The organism is Paracidobacterium acidisoli, from assembly GCF_003428625.2.
GTDB classification, from domain to species: domain Bacteria; phylum Acidobacteriota; class Terriglobia; order Terriglobales; family Acidobacteriaceae; genus Paracidobacterium; species Paracidobacterium acidisoli.
Genome location: NZ_QVQT02000007.1, coordinates 223914 through 244535, shown reverse-complemented (window position 1 = coordinate 244535; position 20622 = coordinate 223914). Strand labels below are relative to the sequence as shown.

Annotated in this window: 12 protein-coding genes; 10 read left to right on the top strand and 2 right to left on the bottom strand. The window is 60.3% G+C overall.

Going from position 1 to position 20622, the window contains the following annotated elements; genetic code table 11:
- From D0Y96_RS18865 to D0Y96_RS18855, 3 genes are all read left to right on the top strand, one after another.
- Positions 1-1278: MBG domain-containing protein (locus tag D0Y96_RS18865; protein WP_199480473.1), on the top strand; the 1278-nt coding region annotated here is incomplete at its 5' end.
- A 22-nt stretch (positions 1279-1300) separates the two neighbouring features.
- Positions 1301-2251 (top strand): hypothetical protein, encoded by a 951-nt coding sequence (locus D0Y96_RS18860; RefSeq protein WP_117303134.1) that lies wholly within the window; start codon positions 1301-1303, stop codon positions 2249-2251.
- Positions 2252-2677: 426 nt separating this feature from the next.
- On the top strand, positions 2678-5122 hold the full coding sequence (locus tag D0Y96_RS18855; RefSeq protein WP_158562488.1) for a PKD domain-containing protein: 2445 nt from the start codon (positions 2678-2680) through the stop codon (positions 5120-5122).
- A gap of 56 nt (positions 5123-5178) precedes the next feature.
- On the opposite strand, the gene D0Y96_RS18850 is transcribed toward D0Y96_RS18855, so the two are convergent.
- Positions 5179-6249, bottom strand: coding sequence for an NAD(P)H-dependent flavin oxidoreductase (locus tag D0Y96_RS18850; protein WP_117303130.1), 1071 nt, complete (start codon positions 6247-6249; stop codon positions 5179-5181).
- A gap of 213 nt (positions 6250-6462) precedes the next feature.
- On the opposite strand from D0Y96_RS18850, the gene D0Y96_RS18845 reads away from it, so the two are divergent.
- From D0Y96_RS18845 to D0Y96_RS18835, 3 genes are all read left to right on the top strand, one after another.
- Entirely contained in the window at positions 6463-7173 is a 711-nt protein-coding gene (locus tag D0Y96_RS18845; RefSeq protein WP_117303128.1) for an SDR family NAD(P)-dependent oxidoreductase, read from the top strand.
- A 217-nt stretch (positions 7174-7390) separates the two neighbouring features.
- Complete coding sequence (locus tag D0Y96_RS18840) at positions 7391-8461, top strand: Dyp-type peroxidase (RefSeq protein ID WP_117303125.1); 1071 nt, start codon at positions 7391-7393, stop codon at positions 8459-8461.
- Positions 8454-9263, top strand: a complete 810-nt coding sequence (locus D0Y96_RS18835) for a family 1 encapsulin nanocompartment shell protein (protein WP_117303123.1) — start codon at positions 8454-8456, stop codon at positions 9261-9263. Before D0Y96_RS18840 ends, D0Y96_RS18835 begins: the two co-directional genes overlap by 8 nt.
- 89 nt (positions 9264-9352) lie before the next feature.
- Here D0Y96_RS18835 and D0Y96_RS18830 read toward each other — a convergent pair whose 3' ends face one another.
- Positions 9353-10813 carry an alpha/beta hydrolase gene (locus tag D0Y96_RS18830; RefSeq protein WP_117303121.1) on the bottom strand — a complete coding sequence of 487 codons (1461 nt, stop codon included), beginning with the start codon at positions 10811-10813 and terminating at the stop codon, positions 9353-9355.
- Between the two features lie 787 nt (positions 10814-11600).
- Here D0Y96_RS18830 and D0Y96_RS18825 point away from each other — a divergent pair.
- The 4 genes from D0Y96_RS18825 to D0Y96_RS18810 all read left to right on the top strand — a co-directional run bounded on the left by D0Y96_RS18825 (position 11601) and on the right by D0Y96_RS18810 (position 20510).
- Positions 11601-12389, top strand: a complete 789-nt coding sequence (locus tag D0Y96_RS18825; RefSeq protein WP_117303119.1) for an RNA polymerase sigma factor — start codon at positions 11601-11603, stop codon at positions 12387-12389.
- A gap of 380 nt (positions 12390-12769) precedes the next feature.
- Positions 12770-14182 (top strand): hypothetical protein, encoded by a 1413-nt coding sequence (locus tag D0Y96_RS18820; protein ID WP_117303117.1) that lies wholly within the window; start codon positions 12770-12772, stop codon positions 14180-14182.
- A gap of 23 nt (positions 14183-14205) precedes the next feature.
- Positions 14206-18321, top strand: a complete 4116-nt coding sequence (locus D0Y96_RS18815; protein WP_147325144.1) for a hypothetical protein — start codon at positions 14206-14208, stop codon at positions 18319-18321.
- A 59-nt stretch (positions 18322-18380) separates the two neighbouring features.
- On the top strand, positions 18381-20510 hold the full coding sequence (locus D0Y96_RS18810; protein WP_147325143.1) for a hypothetical protein: 2130 nt from the start codon (positions 18381-18383) through the stop codon (positions 20508-20510).
- Positions 20511-20622 lie beyond the last annotated feature (112 nt).

The following is a 20622-nucleotide window of genomic DNA, read 5'->3' as shown; positions in this document are numbered from 1 at the left end:
ACCGGCTACACCGTCAACGCCGCGCAGTTATTGAACGGCGATACCCAGGCGGTGCTTTCTGGAACTCCATCTGAAAACACAACGGCCACGCAGAGCTCTACGCCGGGCGCGTATCCCATCAACATCACTGCCGGCTCGCTCACTGCATCCAATTACACGCTCAACTTCGCTGCGGGCACGCTGACCATCATCACCGGCCAGACGCAGACGATCAGCTTCGCGCCCATCGCGAACGTCACGTACGGTGTGCAGCCGTTTGCGCTGAACGCGAAAACCAGCTCGGGCCTCGGCATCACGTATCTCGTAACTGCCGGACCGGCAACCGTGGCCGGGAATGTGCTGACGATTACGGGCGCCGGAAATGTAACGGTCACCGCTACACAACCCGGAGCCGGCCAGTACGGCCCCGCCGCGTCCGTCAGCCAGAGCTTTACCGTTAACCCGGCCTTGCTCACGCTGACGGCTAACAATGCCACACGCATGAACAACGAGCCGAATCCCACTTTCACATATACGCTCACCGGCTTTGTAAACGGCGATACGCAGGGCAGCGCCACCTCGGGCCAGCCGAACATTACAACAACCGCGATGCCCGGCTCTCCGGCTGGAACGTACCCGATCATTCCATCGGCCATCATCAACAACAGCAATGGAACGGTTCAGACAGTGCTGAGTGCGGCGAATTACACCTTCATGCCGGTCGATGGCACACTGACGATCACCTCAGGTGGACCGGCCGCAGGCTTCACGCTGACGGCCACTCCGCAGCAGTTCAACATTACGGCGGGACAGTCGTTCCAGACCACCATTGCACTCACCCCGCTCAACTACTATCAAAGCCAGGTAACGCTGAGCTGCGGCACTCTTCCTGCGAATGTCCAGTGCATCTTCACTCCCGCTACCGTCAGTCCGGACGGCACCGCAACGCAGCAGACCACGACCCTGACGGTGATCACCAACAGCGCGACGACGGCGGTTGCAGGACTCAGCCAGGAAGGCGGGATGCGGATGGAAGCAGCGGCCTTCTGTCTCCCCGGCGCGCTGGCCGGTCTGCTGCTCGTATTCCACCGCAGACGGCTGCTGAAGAGTGGATGGCTGCAACAGCTGCTGATTCTGGCAATCCTGTTGACAGGACTTGCGGGACTGGCGGCCTGCGGCAGCAGCTCATCGGGCTCCGCTTCGCAGGTGGTTGCTCCGGGGACTTACACCATCACCGTCACGGCGAAGGGTCAGGACGGCACAACAAATGCTGTGCCTCTCAACCTGATGGTTCATTGATGGAAGCAAGGTCTGAATGCGAATGGATCAGGCAGTGATTGCAGAACTCGGAAACAAGGCTCTCCAGCATGAGGACGGGCCTTGTTCCCCGACTGCGGAGGCGGTTCTGTTTTCGCGGACCGGTAATACGCCTCTCCACCACACACTGACCCGGGATGCCTTGCCTCAACCTCCCTCTGTAGAGATTCGAGAGAAGATTTCCGGCCGTATCTTCCGCGACGGCGACGCCTTCGCGCTGGCGAAGAAGCATGAACGGGTTCTTGTTGAACGTGCCGGGCTTGCGCGACAGGAAGATGCGCTGGCGGCGTACGTCGATAAGAAGCGCGACAAACGCCGCAGCCCTGCCGAAGTCGGGATCGAATGCACGATTCGCCCCCATCAGAAGAGCAGCGGAATTTATTTCCTGGTGGCCGGCAGAGCAGAAAGCCGGAGAGGCACGTTGAGCGGACAGATTGACGCGTCCGATTACAAAGAGGCAAGAGACTGTCTGTTTGCAATGATAGAAGCCGCAGGGAAATGGATTGATCCGCAGTGGTTTGACAGGCTGCTCCATGGTCCTTCGCCGAAGAATGGCAGTAAGTCCGGCAAAAAAAACAGCAGGGAAGAGGCCGAAGCGAAACAGATGGTCCGGCAGGATGCGGACAGGGACAGACGAGGACCAGCGTGGCGAGGTCTCTGTAAGGTTTTGCGGGATATGTGCCGCCAAAAGCGCGCAGCGAATCCGGTCTGCGTCATTGCAGAAAGCGAAATCATCCTGCGCCTTCCGGAAAGGCGCGAAGAAATGCGGCTTATCCTGGAGGATCAGGGGCTTCTGAAAGCCACTCCGATTTCGCGGGAGATCATACGCATGGTGCGAACCCGCAGCAACGGCTGTGCCTTTGCATTTCATGAGGGATTGTATTCGCCTACCCGCATGGCCATCGAACTCATGCACGAGCTGCGAACATTTCCGGGAGAAAATATCTCAGCATGACTGCCAAACGGCGAGTTATGCCACCAATGTGCTGACTCTTCGGCCTGCTGCAGCGATGCGGCTTCCTGTCCTTTGTACATTTCTTCTCCCTGATGTGCCGCGCAGGCAGGCCACGCGCTGCGCGGATGCGCTCTGAAACGGCCTTCCACCTTTGTCGGCTGTGTATAGGACAAATGCCAGGGCTCATCTTTTGAAAAGCAGGGTAATCTGGTGCGGCTGCCCATTTCACCGCGCCGCCACTACAGAGAGACGAAGGACATCGTCTGATGGCCCGCCGCGAGGTGTGCCGGGGGCCGGCGCGAGGCAGGGAATGGGGCAGTGATCCGCTGTTGATGGTTATCCGGGAACGAAGCTGTGAGGAGAAAGTACATAAAAATGGCGAAATGCGGCAGCAAAGGTCAATCCATATGGACGCTGGGACTCGCAATGGCACTGTGCATCGCCGCTCCTCCGTGCCGTTCTCAGGAGCTTTCCAATGGCAGCCTGGCGGTGAGGGTGCAGGACGGAACCTTTCAGGTTGCGACGCGCGCGGCGGCAGGGGTGCCGGTACTGATTGCGCGTTCGGGAGCCGAGATCGATCACACGTGGGTGCGGTCGAGCGACTACCCGCAGCACCACGCTGACGTATCGACATTCGAGGACTCTCTGGGCGCGGGCTCGCAGATCCGCGTTACGTGCAGCGGGCTGCAGGGCAAACCCGATCTTATTTATACGGTCGAGCTTTACGATCAGCGTCCCTATGCCGCCGTTCAGGTCGAAGTCCGGAACCATACAGGGAAAAAGCTGACGGTGCAGGCCCTGCGCAATCTGGAATCGACGGGTCAGACGGTCGTCGGCCTTGACGGGCCGGATTCGGCCGACCGGGTTATGTCAGACAGCTTCAGCGAAAACTGGCCGCTCTGGAGCTCGCCCTGGGAGCTTCCGTTTTACGATCTGGGAGCCGGCCCGCTCCAGATGCATCGCGCCGCAGGAAGCCAGCTGATCTATAACCGCGAGTCCGGAGAGAGCCTGTTTGTGGGCGCACTTTCCGCAGACCGCTTTCTGACGCTGATGCACCTTAAGTATCAGGGCTCGGAAGACAGCGCCAGAATCACCTCTTACACCGTGGATTCTACGGGAACGACGGAGATTCAAAGCAAAAAGGTAAAAGATGCGCCGGAGCTGAGCCTGCCTCTCGCGGATGGCGAGAGCATGGCCTCAGAGCGGATCATGATCGCAGCCGGGACGGATTATCACAGCCAGTTGCTGGCATACGGCGAAGCGATTCGTCTTTTACATCATGCCCGGGTGACCGGCCAGAACATGATGGGATGGTGGAGCTGGACTTCATATGAAATGGCAGTGAACGAGGGCTCGGTGCTGACGAATGCCCAGTGGATGGCAGAGAACCTGAAACAGTTCGGCTACGATCACTTTTTTATCGATGAGGGGTATCAGTACGCGCGCGGCGAATACACCACGCCCAACGCGAGATTTTTTCCCGACGGCATGCGCTCGGTAGGCGCCACGGTCTCTCATCTTGGCCTTACCTTCGGAGTGTGGACGGCTCCGTTTGAGGTGAGCGATCGCGCGTGGGTCTATCTGAATCACAAGGACTGGCTGGTGCACACGGCGGATGGCACGCCGATTCCCGTCGTAAAAGAGGACGGAGACACCATGTATGCCCTGGATACGACGCATCCGGGCGCACAGGAGTACATGCGCAGGACCTATACCACGCTGACCCGCGAATGGGGCGTGCGGTATATCAAGCTCGATTTCATGGACAGAACGGCGATAGAAGGCTACCGCTACCGGCCGGACGTAACAGCGCTGCAGGCTCAGCTGATCGGACTGAAGGTGATCCGCAGGGCCGTGGGCGACGATGTGCTGATCGATAAGGACGGAAGTCCGATGCTGACTCCGGTGGGAATTGTGGACGAAGGGCGCATCTCCCACGACACAGGGCATACCTTCGAAAACACCAAAAGCGTGGCGCTCGGAATTGCAGCGCGCTACTTCATGAATCGCAATTATTTTCTCGATGACCCGGACGCGTTCAACATCGCCGCGCAGGTTCCCGTCACGCCCGATCCGGGGCCCAATGGCCGCAGGCGGCATAACGCAGGGCAGACGCTTGACGAGGCGCAGGATGCCATTGTTCTCTCCGCTGTTTCAGGCGGCATGTACGAGATCGGGGACGATCTTCCTATACTCAGCATGGATAAAGACCGTCTGGACCTGTTGAAAAACCGCGATCTGCTGGATATGGTGAAGATCAGCCGGGCTGCGACTCCGGTGGATCTGCTCTCGTACGATCCCGCGGACGGGCAGCCGAGCATCTTCTTCCTCCGCGAAGATCAGCGCCAGTCCATTCTTGTGGTCTATAACTGGACAGATCGGCCGCGCAGCCATGTGCTCCGGCTCGCGGATTTCGCTCTGCCCGGGGATCATCTGTTCCAGGCATATGATGTGCTGAATCAAAGCGCGGTTGTTGCCGTAAACGAAGGAACCGTGCGGCTGGATGATATGCCAAGGCACTCGGTTCGCGTGATTAAACTGATTGACTCGACTGTGCCGGCCGCTGCTCCCGTGATTACGGCCGATGTTCCCAGGCAGGCCGCTGTGAGTAAGATGGTGCACTTTTCAGCGAAGGCAGAGGAAAAGGGCGTACCGGCACTGGGCTATCGCTGGGACTTCGGAGATGGAACAACGTTTGCCGGTCCGCAGGCGGTCCATGCCTATACGCACGACGGCGATTTTACCGTGCAGCTAACCGCAGATAGACTTGACGGCATCGAGGCGCACCAGAGCTTCATCATCACAGTGACAGGCACTCTGACATCGGGCAGCATACTGCAGAATACCCGTTACACCGAGCCTGCGAATTAGCGGAAGAAGGGCTGCGGTTCACGGAAGCAGGTGTGCCGGCGAGGTGCGGCTGCCCCTCAGCGGTGGGTTGCAGCATCAAGCTCGCCGGAGAGGGTCGACATAAGCTCGCTCGCGGGCATCGCTCTTGTCATGGATACTCCCTGTCCTGCCCACTGAGCAGCGAAAGAAGAATCTCCATTTCGCTTCGCCAGGGCATGCAATGCCTTGCCGGCGAAATAGGGCAGAGGATAATCGGGCATCCTGGGACAGGATGGAGCCTCACCCAGCTCGGTAAACCGGTTCGCAAGTCCACGCGCCGGACGTCCGGAGATCGCCTGGGTCATCACGGTCCGCGCCGAGGCTCCGGCAAGCAAGGCCTCGCGATACGCTGCGTCAGCCGCAGACTCGGGACAGGCGACAAAGGCCGTGCCCAGTTGCGCCGCATCCGCGCCCAGTGAAAGTGCCGCAGCGATCCCGGCTCCATCCATGATGCCGCCCGCGGCGATGACGGGAAGAGAGCTATTGCGGACAAGGATTCTCGTTAAAGCCATCGTGCCAGGACCTTCATCTCTGTTGCCGGGATCGAACATGCCGCGATGGCCCCCGGCCTCGATCCCCTGCGCAACGATTCCGTCCAGTTGTGCCGCGGAGATCTGGTGCGCCTCGTGCAGGTTCGTCGCCGTGGCCAAAAGAACGATCCCTGCCTCTTTCAGCGCCCGAATCTGTTCGGGTGTGGGGAGGCCAAAATGAAAGCTGACGACCGCGGGCCTGAGATCGAGCAGGACCGACAGCATTTCGTTGTCTTCGTGGAAGCTTTTGTAGAGCAGCTGCAGATGGCTGGGTGGCTCTTCGCCGAATGCTTTGAAGCTGGGAGAGAGATAGCGAAGCCACTCCTCTTCGAGCTTTGGATCGCGCCTCGCCGGCGCATGGCAGAAGACATTCACGCCGAATGGGGCACCGGTCAGCCGTCCTGTTTCCGTGATGGTCGCGCCTGCCTGTTCAGGGGACATCGCGGCGATACCCAGCGAGCCAAGTCCTCCCGCATTCGATACTGCTGCGGCAAGCGCCGGAGTGCTGATGCCCGCCATAGGAGCCTGCACGATGGGTAAGCGGATGCCGAGCCGGGATAAGAATGCCGAGCCAGTCATGGATATAACCTCCAGTCATTCAAAAAACAGAAACGCGGGTGAATAGCCTTCAGGAACGCTGCGAAGGCAGGAGCCGCCCCCCTTCTTATTGTAAGAAGCATTCCATTACCGGGCGACAGAGAGGAGAGGAATGTCGAAGGCGCACAAGAGGCGTAGAGTGTGTTCTCTGGCCGGTTTTTGAAGAGCAACAACGTAACAAAGTGAGGTATTCCCATGAATTCCGATCGGAAAGTCGCTGTCATTACCGGAGCTTCCAGAGGCATCGGCTCTGCTTTGGTGGACGCTTTTCGGAGCCGCAATTATCGTGTCGTCGCCACTTCGCGGTCGATCGCGCCGTCCACAGATGCGGACGTGCTCGCCATTGCCGGAGATATCGGCGACCCCGCGACTGGAGCGCGAGTTATTGCGGAAGGCCTGGCCCGGTTCGGCCGTATCGACACGCTGGTCAACAACGCGGGCATCTTCACCGCGAAGCCGTTTACGCAATACACCGCTCAGGACTATCAGCAGATTTTGTCGACCAATCTGAATGGCTTTTTCTACATCACTCAGCACGCGGTCGAAGCGATGGAGAAGCAGGGCGGCGGCCACATCGTGAACATGACGACGAGTCTGGTCGACAACGCGAATTCGCGCGTGCCTTCGGTGCTGGCTTCGCTCACCAAGGGCGGCCTGCAGTCGGCCACCAAAAGCCTTGCCATCGAATATGCAGGTCGTTCCATTCGCGTCAATGCAGTGTCGCCCGGCATCATCAGGACGCCGATGCATGCCGAGGAAAGCTATGAAGCTCTGGCCCGGATGCATCCGATGGGGAGGATGGGCGAGATCTCCGACATTGTGGAAGCGGTGCTCTACCTCGAAAGCGCAGGCTTTGTTACGGGCGAGATTCTTCACGTCGACGGCGGCCAAAGCGCGGGGCATTGAGCGCGCCGGTCAGCGGAAGAGCAGCCCCGGCGGATCGGATTTTCCAGAAGCAGCGGGCCGTTCTGTGCCACCGTCTTTATACAATCCATTTATCGCGGCCTATTAGAATGCAGGTTTGCGCCACCGCCATTCCGGCCGGGCAGAGGCAGAGGTGCGATGCCATGCGGGATGCGATACTTCAGATAAAAGCGAATCACCGTGGATCGAGACTGACGAAATGGAAGCTCCCAGGGAACTAAACGAGATCGTTCTTCCTCAGACGGTAGTGGCTCCGCTCACGCGCGCGGCAATTTTTCTGGTTGTCTGCATTCGCCCCGATCAGGACAGCTATGCGGCTCTCCGCTCATTCTGCGCGGATCTTTCCGGGCTCATACGCGCGGTGGAGTTTCGCGACATCGAGGCAGGTCTTACCTGCATCGCCGGATTCGGATCGGAGGCCTGGGACAGGCTCTTCGGATCGCCGCGCCCTGCTGAGCTTCATCCTTTTCGAGAGATTCGCTCCGGAGGTCGCCATGCGGTTTCCACGCCCGGCGATATTCTCTTCCACATTCGAGCCAAACGAATGGATCTCTGCTTTGAGCTGGCGACCCAGATCATGGACAGCATCGGCGACGTGGTTTCCGTTGCCGATGAGGTTCACGGCTTCCGGTATTTCGAGGACCGTGACGTTATCGGGTTCGTCGACGGCACAGAGAATCCACGAGGAGACGCGGCTCGCGAGGCGGCGATTGTCGACGACGAAGACCCGGCCTTTGCGGGCGGCAGCTATTGCATCGTGCAGAAGTATCTTCACGACATGAAGGGATGGAATGCTCTTTCCATCGAGGCGCAGGAGCGCATTATCGGCCGGAGAAAGCTTTCGGATATCGAGCTCTCTGACGCCGAGAAGCCGTCGTCGGCGCACAGCGCTCTGACGGTGATTGAGGAGAATGGGCAGGAGGTCAAAATTCTGAGAGACAACATGCCCTTCGGCCGTCCGGGGCACGGCGAATTCGGAACATACTTCATCGGCTACAGCCGCACGCCGCGCATTACCGAGGCGATGCTTCAGAACATGTTCGTGGGCCGTCCGCCGGGCAATTACGACCGGCTGCTCGATTTCAGCAACGCAGTCACCGGCACCCTGTTTTTCGTGCCGTCGGCTACGTTTCTCGACAACATCGGCGGAGACGCGCCGGACTCCACGGCGGCGGCCGGCGCATCGCAGATGGCGGATTCACCCGCGAGCTCGTCCGCAGACGACACATCACTCAAAATAGGATCACTTAAAGGAGAGAAAGATGAATAACCTCCATCGGGAGCTGGCACCCATCTCTGATGCTGCGTGGTCGCAGATTGAAGAAGAGACGACGAGGACGCTGAAGCGGTATCTGGCCGGACGACGGGTGGTCGATGTGCCTTCGCCCGGTGGAGTGGCTCTGCCTGGAGTGGCCACCGGCCATCTGCAGCCGATCGCCGCCCCTGCCGAGGGCATGATCGCCAGCCGCCGCGAGGTGAAGCCGCTGGTGGAGCTGCGCGTTCCGTTTGAGCTCTCCCGTCAGGCCATCGACGATGTGGAGCGCGGGTCGGACGACTCCGACTGGCAGCCGGCGAAAGACGCCGCGAAGATGCTTGCCTTTGCCGAAGACCGCGCCATCTTCGATGGATACGGCGATGCGAATATCCAGGGCATTCGGGAGGTCACCAGCAATCCGGTCGATACGCTCCCCGCCGATGTGCGCGATTATCCCGACGCGGTGGCGCATGCATTGAGCCAGCTGCGCCTTGTCGGCGTCAACGGACCGTATTCGGTGCTGCTGGGAGCGAATGAGTACACGGCGCTCGCCGAGACGCGCGATCACGGCTACCCGGTCCTCGAGCACGTCAAACGGATCGTCGATGACAAAATCGTCTGGGCGCCGGCGATCGAAGGCGCCTTCGTCCTGACCACGCGAGGCGGGGACTTCGAGCTCAACATCGGACAGGATGTATCCATCGGCTACCTTAGCCACACCGATTCTGCTGTGCGGCTGTACCTCCAGGAGACATTTGTCTTCCGTGTTCTCACCAGCGAAGCCGCTGTCGCCCTGTCGCCATCGCCGAAGTCATAGCGCGGAGGGCTGTCGCCACGATTGCAGTGAAGCCCGGAAGCATACAAGGGTTGAAGATTGCGTATGCTTCCGAAGTCTGAATACGATGACTACTTTCCGCTGAACTGCTTTTGTGCAAATTCCAGAAAGTATGGCCAGTTCGGCGCCGGCGTATGGCCGTACTGGTGCTGCCGGAAGGCGATTCGTCCTGAGTCGATCAGCGTGCCCATGGGCGGAAACTTTGCCGTTCCCAGTCCTTCATACCCCAGCAGCTTCCAGGCCGGACTCGCTGCCGTTGCCGCGATGAACATTCCCTGCGCGTCCTGCCATGCATCGCCCGGCGCATATTCCGGATCGGTGATCAGCGCTCCTCCACCAATGAATACGGGCCGCGGCGCGATGAGCGCGATGAATTCATGGCTGTCTACCGGCAGCTCATTGGGCGAGTGTCCCACCGCGCCATAGCGGAGGAAATTGCCGGCAAACCAGTGAAACTCCGATACGCCGCAGAGATTTCCTATCGATTCGCCGTAGTTCCGCCGGTAGAGATCGGCTCCGCCTGCACCTGAGGACGAGATATATCCGATCGCAAAGCGCGGGTCGTCGACCATCGCCACCAGTGCAGCTTTGCCGCCACGCGAGTGGCCCATGACGCCTACCTTCGCTCCGTCCACATCGGGATCGGTCTGGAGATAGTCGAGAATCCTGCTGTCTGCCCAGGCCCATGCGCGCAGCACGCCCCAGTCATCCATCTTTCGCGGCTGGCCATGGTTGACCAGGCCGATGATGCCCTTATCCAGTCCGGCGCCATTGTCGGCCTGTACTTCGTTCGAGGCGCGCCCGACAAAGCCCCATCCGGCTTCGAGCAGCAGCTTCGCCGAGTCCGGAGGGTTATCCGGCATGGCGATGCGATGGACAACACCACCCGGCACCGCCGGCCGCGGCGCAAAATGGAAGGGGTGCAGGGTTGCGCCTCCGATAATGACCGGAACCTTCTTCCCGTGTGTGCTCGCCGGAGTGACCACGTCGGCTTTGATATCGACCGTAATGGCCGGATACTCCGAGTTATCGACATGCCCGGTAATGTGCTTGACGATCGCCGGCACTCCGGCAATCGTCTGCTGCTCCACGCTGTCGACCTTCCATGTGACCGACGGGATGTGAGCCGGATATTTGCCGTAGACATCGTCGGCAAACATCGCCTGGATCTCTTTCCGCCGCGCCTCCCACTGGGCCGGCGTAATCACTTTCGTTCCGTCGTTCATGACCAGCAGGGCGGGCAGCTTCGGATATGGGTTCGCTTTCGACTCGTCGTAATTGGCATTGCCGGGCTTGCCGATGTCGTAGGCGGTTACCGAGGGCTGCATCGCTGTAATTCCCAGCACTTTCAGCTCCCGGTCCCGCTCCGCGGCAGAAGCGGCGGTGATGGCGGCGCGCTCCTCAGCCGTGGGCATATGCGGTGTGGTACCGGACGTCTGGGCGGGCGTCGTTGTCTGGGCGGGAACCTCTGTCTGCCGGCACCCGGTGGTGCCCATCGCCGTGGCTGCCAGCGCCACCGGCACAAAAAACATCCTCTTCAGGGGCGAACCCTTCCGCAATAGCATGCGAATGCCTCTCCGTAAGCGCATGGATAGTTTGTGTCCCGAACGAAACCGATATGCGTCCGCCTGGAGGCGCCTTCTCCAGGCGGCACCACCATACCATTTTGAATTCGTATCCAGCAATGGCCATTGCGGAATGTGCATTCCTCCGGATGGCTGCGGCGCCCGGGGCGCTGCGAGCTGCCCTGCCGCAATGCGGAGAAGCCAGGGCTGACCTGAGAATCTGATTTTTCCAGTAAGCCCGGGTTATGCCTCTCTGGTTTTTTGCGGCGGAGCGCCGGGGAAAATCGGGATGAGGGGAGCGCCGTTGCAGGCTTCTGCGGACTCCGAAATTTATCCTCTGTTCATCATTCTGCGGATACCGGCCATGTATATCTATCTCGACCTCGCTGCCTGCAGCGCTGATGCCTTTTTGTGCGGCTCGCGCTCTGCCTGAAAGATTTTCAAAAAAATTGCTTTCAGATAGTTGGGATTTCGACCCGTGGAGCGTTACACCACAGGGTGCTTCGTGCGCTCGCGGGGTTCCTTATCCCCTGAATGGGATTCTGCCATTCTTCCGGGCCACTTCACGGGAATCTGAAAAAAAAATTGCACGGGTGGTTGGGAAAGCCCACCTTTATCCGTTACAGGCTTGGATAGCTTTTTCTTACTTTTTTTGGTCCGCCGGGACAGATGCGGATCTTAGGCGATGTTATGCGCTCCGAGAAAGACAAACGAATAAGATTCGGGCGCCGAAGTGTCAGGAAATTAATCGGGAATGATAGCAGAAATTACGCAGTGTTCTTCGTCGAAAGCCCATAATCAGGCCACTCTCGGAATCCATCGCAGTTCCGACTGCCGACCATCCCCCAGGACTCGGGCAGGGTTGAGATCGCAAGGAGATTTCCGCCCACAAGGAAAGAAGCAGAGGGAATTGTCTGCGCGTGGGTTGGAAGGGGCGGCCGCATTGATCAGCATTGGGAAGATTGCCTGGGCGAAGGATGACAGAGACGACGATCAAAATGCGGCTTCTCAAATGGCGGGATTGTCGTTGAGTGAGAGAAAGGACTCCGTTACTCAGAGGCAAATCCTGGAGTTATACGACGCCTACAATCTGTCTCTTTATTCGTATCTGCGTTCTCTGGGGGTTTCTGCGGACAAGGCTGAAGATGTTATTCAGGAAACCTTTCTGCGTCTCGTCCATCATCTGCGCGACGACAGAGAGCAGGAAAACCTCCGCGCATGGCTTTATCAGGTAGCGCATAACCTGGCGATGGATATTCATCGGGCCAGCAACCGGAGTTTTTCAAATACGGACTGGGGAGAGGCGATCGCCGATGAGCCCGTCGATCCTCACTCCAACCCCGAGTGGCAGTATCTGCAAAAAGAAGAGCTGAAGCGGGTGAAGGCGGCCATTCAGCAACTGACGCCGCAACAGCGGGGCAGCCTGCTGCTGCGCGCGGAGGGGCTGCGTTACCGGGAGATCGCGCTGGTGCTGGGTGTAAGCGAACAGCGGGCGATCCATCTTGTGAAGCGTGGCCTGGAGCGACTGGCGGAGGGCCTGTGAAGTCGTTTATGACCAGGCTTCGCCACCAGATGCGGTCTCATCTTTCGGATAACGATCTTCTCCGGATCATTGACGGGGAGTGCGTGCTGTCCGGAAAAAAGGACGCCGCACTTCATCTGCGGGCGTGCATGAGGTGCCAGGCGCAGCGGGATCGTCTGGAGAATATATCGCAACGCGTGAGCGGCTACCGCGACTCGTGTGTCCGGCTCGATCTTCGCGAGCCTGAAGCGGGCAGGAGGGCCCTGGAAGAAGGACTGAAGAAGCTGTTCCAGGTGGAAGCATCGGTTTCAAAAGAACGATTACAGGAAAGAAAGACACCGAGTAAGAGAAATCTTCCCCGATTGTCGTGGCCGGCTATGAGTCCAACCCTTGCGACTGCAATGATGCTCGCACTCGCGTCGATCGTGTGCGTTTTTGTATGGCTGCAGCAACAGTCGCGGCCAGACATAACCTCCAACACGCTGCTGGTGCGCGCAGAAAGGTGGGATGCCGATCCTTATGAGCCTGTGCCTCCGGCTGTGATCTGCCAGACGGTCAGAATCAAAGCGCAGAAGAGAACGGTGGAGCGCGCCATTTACCGCGATGCGCAGGGACAGAGACATCTTAAAAAGCAGACGCTGCCGCCGGACGATCAGCGGCTGAAGGTCAGGCTGGAGAATGCGGGTGTTTCCTGGGATGCGCCTCTCTCCGCCACCGGTTATCAGCAGTGGCATGACCGGCAGAGAGTCAGACAGGACGAGATTAAACGGTCGGGCAGACATCTGCTGGAGCTGACGACAACGACACCGGAGGGGGAGATCTCCGCGCAGACCTTTACGGTTCGCGATACGGATTTTCACCCCGTGGATCGAACCATTTCCTTCCGGGACAATGAGACGGTTGAAATTGCGGAGCTGAATTATGAGGTTCTGCCCTGGAATCCCGCGACGACAAACCTGTTTGAGCCCCTCGGCGCTGCCGGCACCGGCGAGCTTCGCCGCACGCGTACGAGTCAGATTCTTCATCTTCCTGTTTCTCTCGATGCGACACAGCTGGATGAAGCGGAGCTGAGCGCAAGGCTTGCTCTGAATGAGCTTCATGCGGATACGGGCGAAGAGATTCGCCTGGAGAGAACTCCCTCGGGAATTCGGGTGACGGGAATTGTTGAGACGGAGGATCGGCGCCGGGAGCTGATGGCGCAGCTTGGTCTGCTGTCTCATGTGGAGCCCTCGATCCTCAGCATCGAGCGGCTGAAGCAGAACCTGCGGGATCAGCCTGCAGCCGCGAATGTGCGGATGGACTCCGTCTCGGTCAATCCTTCTCCCCTCGAAACATACTTCGTTGCGCGCGGACGCGATGCGGATGCTCTGCGAGAGCTCTCGCAGGGACTGCTGAACAGCGCGATCACCGCCAGCCAGGAAAGCCGATCGATTGCCGATCTGCTGAATCGCTTCTCTGCGGACGGCGCGATGAACGACGTAGCCAGAGCGACTCTGGCAGAGCTCATCTTTGTGCATCGCGAAAAGCTCATGGCGGCCCTTGACGAGGAAAGAAGACTGCTCGGTGAAGCGGCCGGGAATCCGGATATGGAAAGGCTGCCCGGCGTAACAGGGAGGCGCGCGGATTCGCTGGTGAACGCGGCCAACCGGAATCTTTCTCTCTGTGAGGAGCTCGCGCTGGGCAGCAGCGGCCAGCCGCGGAATGCGGAGCTGATCTTCCCGGAACTGATTGCGTCCATGAACGACCTGGGCGCAGATGCGCGGCAGGCGCAAAACGGCTTTCAAGAGGCCACAGCCAGGAGTGGAAAGAGATAGAGGTTTCTCAGGCGATGCTGCTCATGTTGAAACGGCTGCCGGCTGCTGCTGCCGCCGGCTCCCGAAGATTGTCTGCCCGGTGCGAAGCTCCGTCCTGTGATCGACAGGAGGCGGCAAAGATCGTTCGGTCATTATGGCGATCGCGCGTTTACCGAGCGCAGACGGCGGCAATTCTGCTCGGCGCTGCTCTGCTTGTACAGGTGATCGGCTGCAGCAGCAGCTCTCCCATTAAAGCAGGGGCGATTTCGATCAGCGACCTGAGCGGGAGCGTCTCCGGACAACTGAAGGCATTGTCGGTGGGCATGAAGGCGCAGGTCAGCATGATGCCGGTGAGCGACGCAACCCGCGCGGGCGTCGACTGGACTGCCACATGCGGAGGAAGCCCGGTGAATGGAAGCGTCACCGGCGGAGCCTGCGGCACATTTTCACCCGCGCACACACCCGATGGCGTGCCGGCAGTTTACACAGCTCCATCGACGGTTCCGATCGGCAACAACGTCACCATTACCGCCTCAGTCACCGGCGATCCATCGGCGAGCAGCAGCATCACGCTGCCGGTCAATGTGCCGATCACTATTACATTTATCAGCAACCCGCCGGCATCGCTCGCGACCGGAGCAACTGTGCCGATTCGGGTGCAGCTGACGAACGATACGACAGGGGCCGGGGCGACTTGGTCGGCGGCGTGCGGATCTTCGGGAGCAGGGGCGTGCGGAACTTTCAGTCCGGCTACCGGCACGCAGACAACGTATACGGCTCCCGCCGCGCCGCCCGGCAGCGATGGTGTCGTCACGATCACGGCTACGTCCATTGCCGATGCAACGAAATCGGCCAGCACCAAAATCACGATTACATCCTCGTCCGTGGGCCAGCCGCTGAGCATCAGCGTTACGCCGACGGCTCTCACTGTAGGGGTGAGAAGCGCGGGCAAGACGGAAAACGCGGGCCTGATCGCTGTGGTCAGCGGTGATTCGACCAATGCGGGCGTGGACTGGACGCTGAGGTGCAGTCCGAGCAGCCCGAGCTGCGGCACGATCAGCCCGAGCCACACGGCGAGCGGCGCTGCCGTTGTGTACACCGCGCCGACATCGCTGAATGCGAATCCCGTGACGATTACGGCGACTGCTCACGCCGACGGCATAACCTCGGCCAGCGCTGCCGTGACGATCGCCGGCACTCCCACGATCTCTGTGACGGTGTCGGCCCCTGCCAGCGTGGCCACGCAGGCGACGGCAAAGCTCACCGCGGTGGTGGCGAACGATGCTTCGAACAGCGGCGTAACGTGGGCCGTAAGCTGCCCCGGCGGAGGAGACTGCGGCACGATTACCAATGCAGCGGGGAGCGGCACCAGTTACACGGCAACGTATGCCGCTCCCGCCGCGGCGCCTGCGGGCGGGCTGATCACCATTACGGCAACGCCGAAGGCCACAACTCCGGCAGGGAATCCCGGCCTGGCGACGATCATGATTACGCCGCCGACGATCGCGATTGCCTTTCTGCAGGCGCCGCCTCAGAGCATGAGCGCCGGTGCGGCCGCTCCCGTCAGCGCCGCCGTGAGCAACGATACGACGCCGCCCGGTGGCGTGACCTGGAGTGTGAGCTGCGGCAGCAGCACGGCCGGAGGGTGCGGCTATATCTTTCCTCCGCAGACCGCGAGCGGAGTGAATGCGGTTTATACCGCTCCTCCTGTGCCACCCGGCGGGCCTGTGACGATCACGGCTGCCGCCACATCTTCCTGCACCACGCAAAGCAATGCGACAACATGTACCGTGCAGGTCACGACGCCGGTTACGATTGCCGCCTCCAGCGCACTCTCTGTCGGTTTTGTTCCAACGGCGCCGACGCAGCTTCAGGCGGGCAGCACGGTGAAGCTGATTGCGGCGGTGGCGAACGATGCAACGAATGCCGGTGTGGACTGGCAGGTATGTGCGAACGGCTGCGGTTTCTTTACCGTTACGCCTGCCATTCCGGCGATTCCGGCAACGGCGAAGACGCCGTACGTTCCTCCGGTGCCTGCGGTGACGGCAACGACGGTAAAGGGGTGGTCGAATGGACTGCCGATACCGTATACCGCGCCGGGGACGCCTCCGCCAGCAGGCTCGATGACCATTACGGCTGCTGCGCATGCGGATGGGACGGCTTCAGACGCGGCAAACGTAACTATTACAGATACTAATACCGGTCCGGCATTACAGGGTGTTGTGCGGGCCGGGACACTGCCGGTGACGGGAGCGCAGGTGGCGCTCTATGCGGCGGGAACATCGGGCTATGGCTCCGCTTCCACGCTGGTGTCTGCGCCGGGCCAGAATCCATATGCCGCGACCGATGCAAACGGGATGTTCACGATTCCGGCGGGATACAGCTGCCCGCAGACGTCCAGCCAGATGTATCTGGTGGCGATTGGCGGGCAGGCGGGCGGCAATCCTGAGAATCCGAATCTGGCGATGATGACGGCGCTGGGAACGTGCGCAACGCTGAGCTCGTCGCCGGTGGTGGTGAATGAAGTGACGACGGTTGCCTCGGCCTGGGCGGTGTCATCGTTTGCCGCAAATCCTTTGACGACCGGACAGATCAGCTATCTCAATATCGGATCGAGCAGCGGCAATGTCACGGGGCTGGCGAACGCGTTTGCCACAGTCAACAATCTGGTGAATCTCTCCAGCGGCCAGCCGCTCTTCGATGTTCCCGCCGGGAATGCTTCGGTTCCCTATGTGGAAATCAACACGCTGGCAGATATTTTCAATGCGTGTACGGTGACCGGCGGCGGTGTCGCGGGGGATGGAAGCGTCTGCGGCAATCTGTTCACCTATGCGAACCCTTACAGCGGGATAAACGGAACGGTCTACTCCGGAGTGCCGTCCGACACGCTGCAGGCGGCGTTCGAGATTGCGCAAAATCCGGGTCTGGAAAATGGCGGCAATCTTCCTTTCATTCAGGGCCTCAGTTTGTTCGGTATGGTTTCTTCGGCTGCGCCCTTCCAGCCGGTTCTGACTACGATTCCCAAAGACTTTTCGCTCTCGCTGAACTTCACCGGGGGCGGGGGACTTTCGAGCACAAGCGGTGCGAACTTCTTTGCTGTGGATGCCTCGGGGAATCTCTGGATCACGGATACCAGCACGAACAGCGTAACCGAATGGGATAACCAGGGAGCCGCAATCAGCTCTTCCAGCGGATATACGACGAGCACGCTTGCCGCACCCGGTCCGGTTGTAGTCGATGCCGGCGGCGATACGTGGATATGCGGACAAAACGGGCTGACGAAACTGAATTTCCTGGGGGTGGAGCTGCCGGGAAGCCCCTTCGGCGGCGGCGGGCTGACGAGCAGCGGCTGTCTGAACATGACGATTGACGGAGCCGGCAATTTCTGGGCGATCAACCGCAACAGCGTTGCCAAATTCGACAGTCTGGGCGATCCGCTTTCTCCCGCAACCGGCTACACCGTCCCTGTCTCTCCAACAGATGCAGACACGGTAACGCTGCTGCCGCCTTTAGCCATCGACGCATCGAACAACGTCTGGCTCGGGGCGAATGCGCCTGCCTATTCCGGCGCGCTGTCACTGACGGAGCTGAACAATGCCAGCGGCCTTCCCAGCTTTCTGACGCCGAATTCTCAGTCGGCATCGACTCCTCCGTCCAACTTCGTCACGTCGGGAGGCGGGCCGGATCAGACGCAGATCGCGGCCGACAGCTCGGGAAATATCTGGGCTACGGTAATTCCCGCGAGCAATGAGTCAGGCAGCCTGATAAAGATCCCTCCCTACGGAGGGATCGGCACGACGGATCTGCCTTCCATCGTCCTCAGTTACAGCGGATCGGGAAGGTATCCGCTGGCTAATTCCCAGGGGATTGCTCTCGATGGAGCGGGAACGATCTGGGTTGGCAATGGCGGCAGTACGGAAAGCAGCCTGAATGTGCCTCCCAATGTGACCGGATTCAAGCCCGCCTTTCCATCAGGATATTTCGAGTACGCTTCGCCGAGTCTGAGCAACCGTCCGCTGAGCCTTGCCGCGGACACATCAGGCAACGTGTGGGCTTTGCTCAACAACGGCACGGTTACGGAGTTTGTGGGCATTGCCACACCTGCGGTCACTCCACTCTCTCTGGCCGTAAAGAACAAAAAGCTGGGAGGGACGCCATGAACGCATGGCCCGGAAGCAGCCGCGAAATCAGAACCTCACGCGAAGACGAAAGAATGTACATGCCAATCGACAGGCGTTTTCCGATGCCGGCTCTTGTTCTGCCAGCGATTCTGCTGGTGTTTCTTGCCGGATGCTCGACCAGCTCGATCAAGCCGTCCACCGGACCGATCACCTTCACTACGGTGAACGGTTCTCCGCTTGCTTCTTTTCCCGCTTCGATGGCCGCCGGGTCGACGGCTTACCTGATGGTCAATCTGGGCAACGACGCACAGCTTCTGGGCGCGGACTGGACGGTATCGTGCACCAACGAGCCGCCCGCGGGAACTCCGCTTCCGCCAGGCGAGATTGTGGATCAGTCGTGCGGCACGTTCGCGCCGGTGCATACGCTTGGAGGCCCGGTGCCGAGCTACGCAACGAGCGCAGCCAGCTACGTGACGCTCTATACGGCACCGGCGGTTGTGCCCGCGAACGGGATCGTCACGCTTTACGCCAAAGCGACCGATGATCCATCCCGATATTCAAGCCTCACGCTGACCGTTACCGGACTGCCCATCTCGATTGCTTTTGCTCCAGCGCCTCCTTCGACGCTCGCCGTGAGCGCCACGGCCTCGCTGAAGGCGGTGCTGACGAACGATTATGCATCGGCCGGCGCGAAGTGGACGGTGGCCTGCGGCGCAGCAGGTGCGAATGCGTGCGGATCGTTCAGCGCGGCGCAGACGGCCAGCGGAGTGGCCACGACCTATACGGCGCCGTCAGCGATGCCCGCGGGAAGCGTGGTCACGATCACGGCAACCTCGGTATCGGACACTACGAAGTCGGTGAGCGCGGCAATCACGATTCTGCCGGTGACGGTAACGGTGAATCCGGCAACGCTTTCCGTGGCGGCCAGCGGCACCGGTCTTCTGAGCGCAGCGGTAGTGAATGACGTGAGCAATGCGGGCGTCGACTGGATGCTGAGCTGCGGCAGCTCCACGGCATGCGGATCGATTACCGCCCATACCGCCAGCGGCTCCGCTGCAACGTATACGGCACCTTCTGCAGTGCCCGGCAGTGGAGCGGTGACGGTGACTGCCACCTCGACCGCGGACAAGACCGCATCCGGAAGTGCGCTCGTAACGGTGACCTCGCCCCAGCCTGCGAAGGTGAATGGACGGGTGATGGCCGGAGCGCAGCCGGTGGCCGGAGCTTCCGTTCTGCTCTACGCGACCGGAGAGAGCGGATACGGCTCGGCGTCGATGCTGCTCAACTCCTATGAGGACAGCGCGGCACGCACGGATGACAACGGCTACTTTACTGTCACCGGCGGCGAAGCGTGTCCGAGTTCCGCGAGCGAGCTATATCTGGTGGCGCGCAGCGGCAATGCAGGAGGCGGAGCGAATCCGAATCTCGCTTTTGTTGCGGCGCTCGGCTCCTGCAGCAGCTTTCGATCGACAGCGAATGTCACCGTCGGTGAAGCAACGACGGTCGCCGCCGCCTATGCGCTCTCCGGCTTTATGCAGGATGCGGCGCATATCGGAACCACTCCGGCGAATCAGGCTGGCCTCGAGAATGCATTTGCCACGGTGTGGGATCTGGTGGACCCGGCAACGGGCGAGGCGCGCTCCACCACGCCGGTGGGCCATGGTGCGGCGCCGCGTGCAGAGATCGATACTCTGGCGAACCTGCTGAATGGATGCGCGGTGACGGCCGGTGGAAAAGCGGGAGACGGAAGCGCGTGCGGCGATCTGTTCTCCAATACCGGTGGGACGGCGACGGCGGACACGCTGCAGGCAGCGATGGAGATTGCGCGTCATCCTGCGGAGTCTGCAGGCGCAGTAAATGCTCTCTTCGATCTGGCGAATGGAAACGGACCTTATCAGCCGGCCCTTGCTGCGGCGCCGGTGAACTGGAGTCTCGCTCTGCACTACTCGGGTGAAGGCCCGGTCACGGCGCAAAGTGCTGCTGTCGATGGCAGCGGACGCGTGTGGATTGCTGATGGCGTGGACGGAATGCCTTCTGTGCGTTCCACTTCGGCCGCTTTGCCGGTTCCAGGTGGAGATTCGAACTCACTTGCCGTGGATGGCGCGGGAAATCTTTGGGTCGTGCGGCACGGAGAGAACGCGGTGGATGAATTTGTGGGGATCGCTACGCCTGTTGCGTCTTCTCCCGATATGAATGAGAAGGGCAGCGGCACAGCTTTCAGGCGATGAGCGCCGATGGGCTTCTGTGTACAGAGTGAGAGTGCTCCCGAAGAGCAGCTCTGAAGGTTTTGGCTGGCGGAAGGTTCAGGAGAGATCAGGAGTGGGGATGACTGAGGGAAGT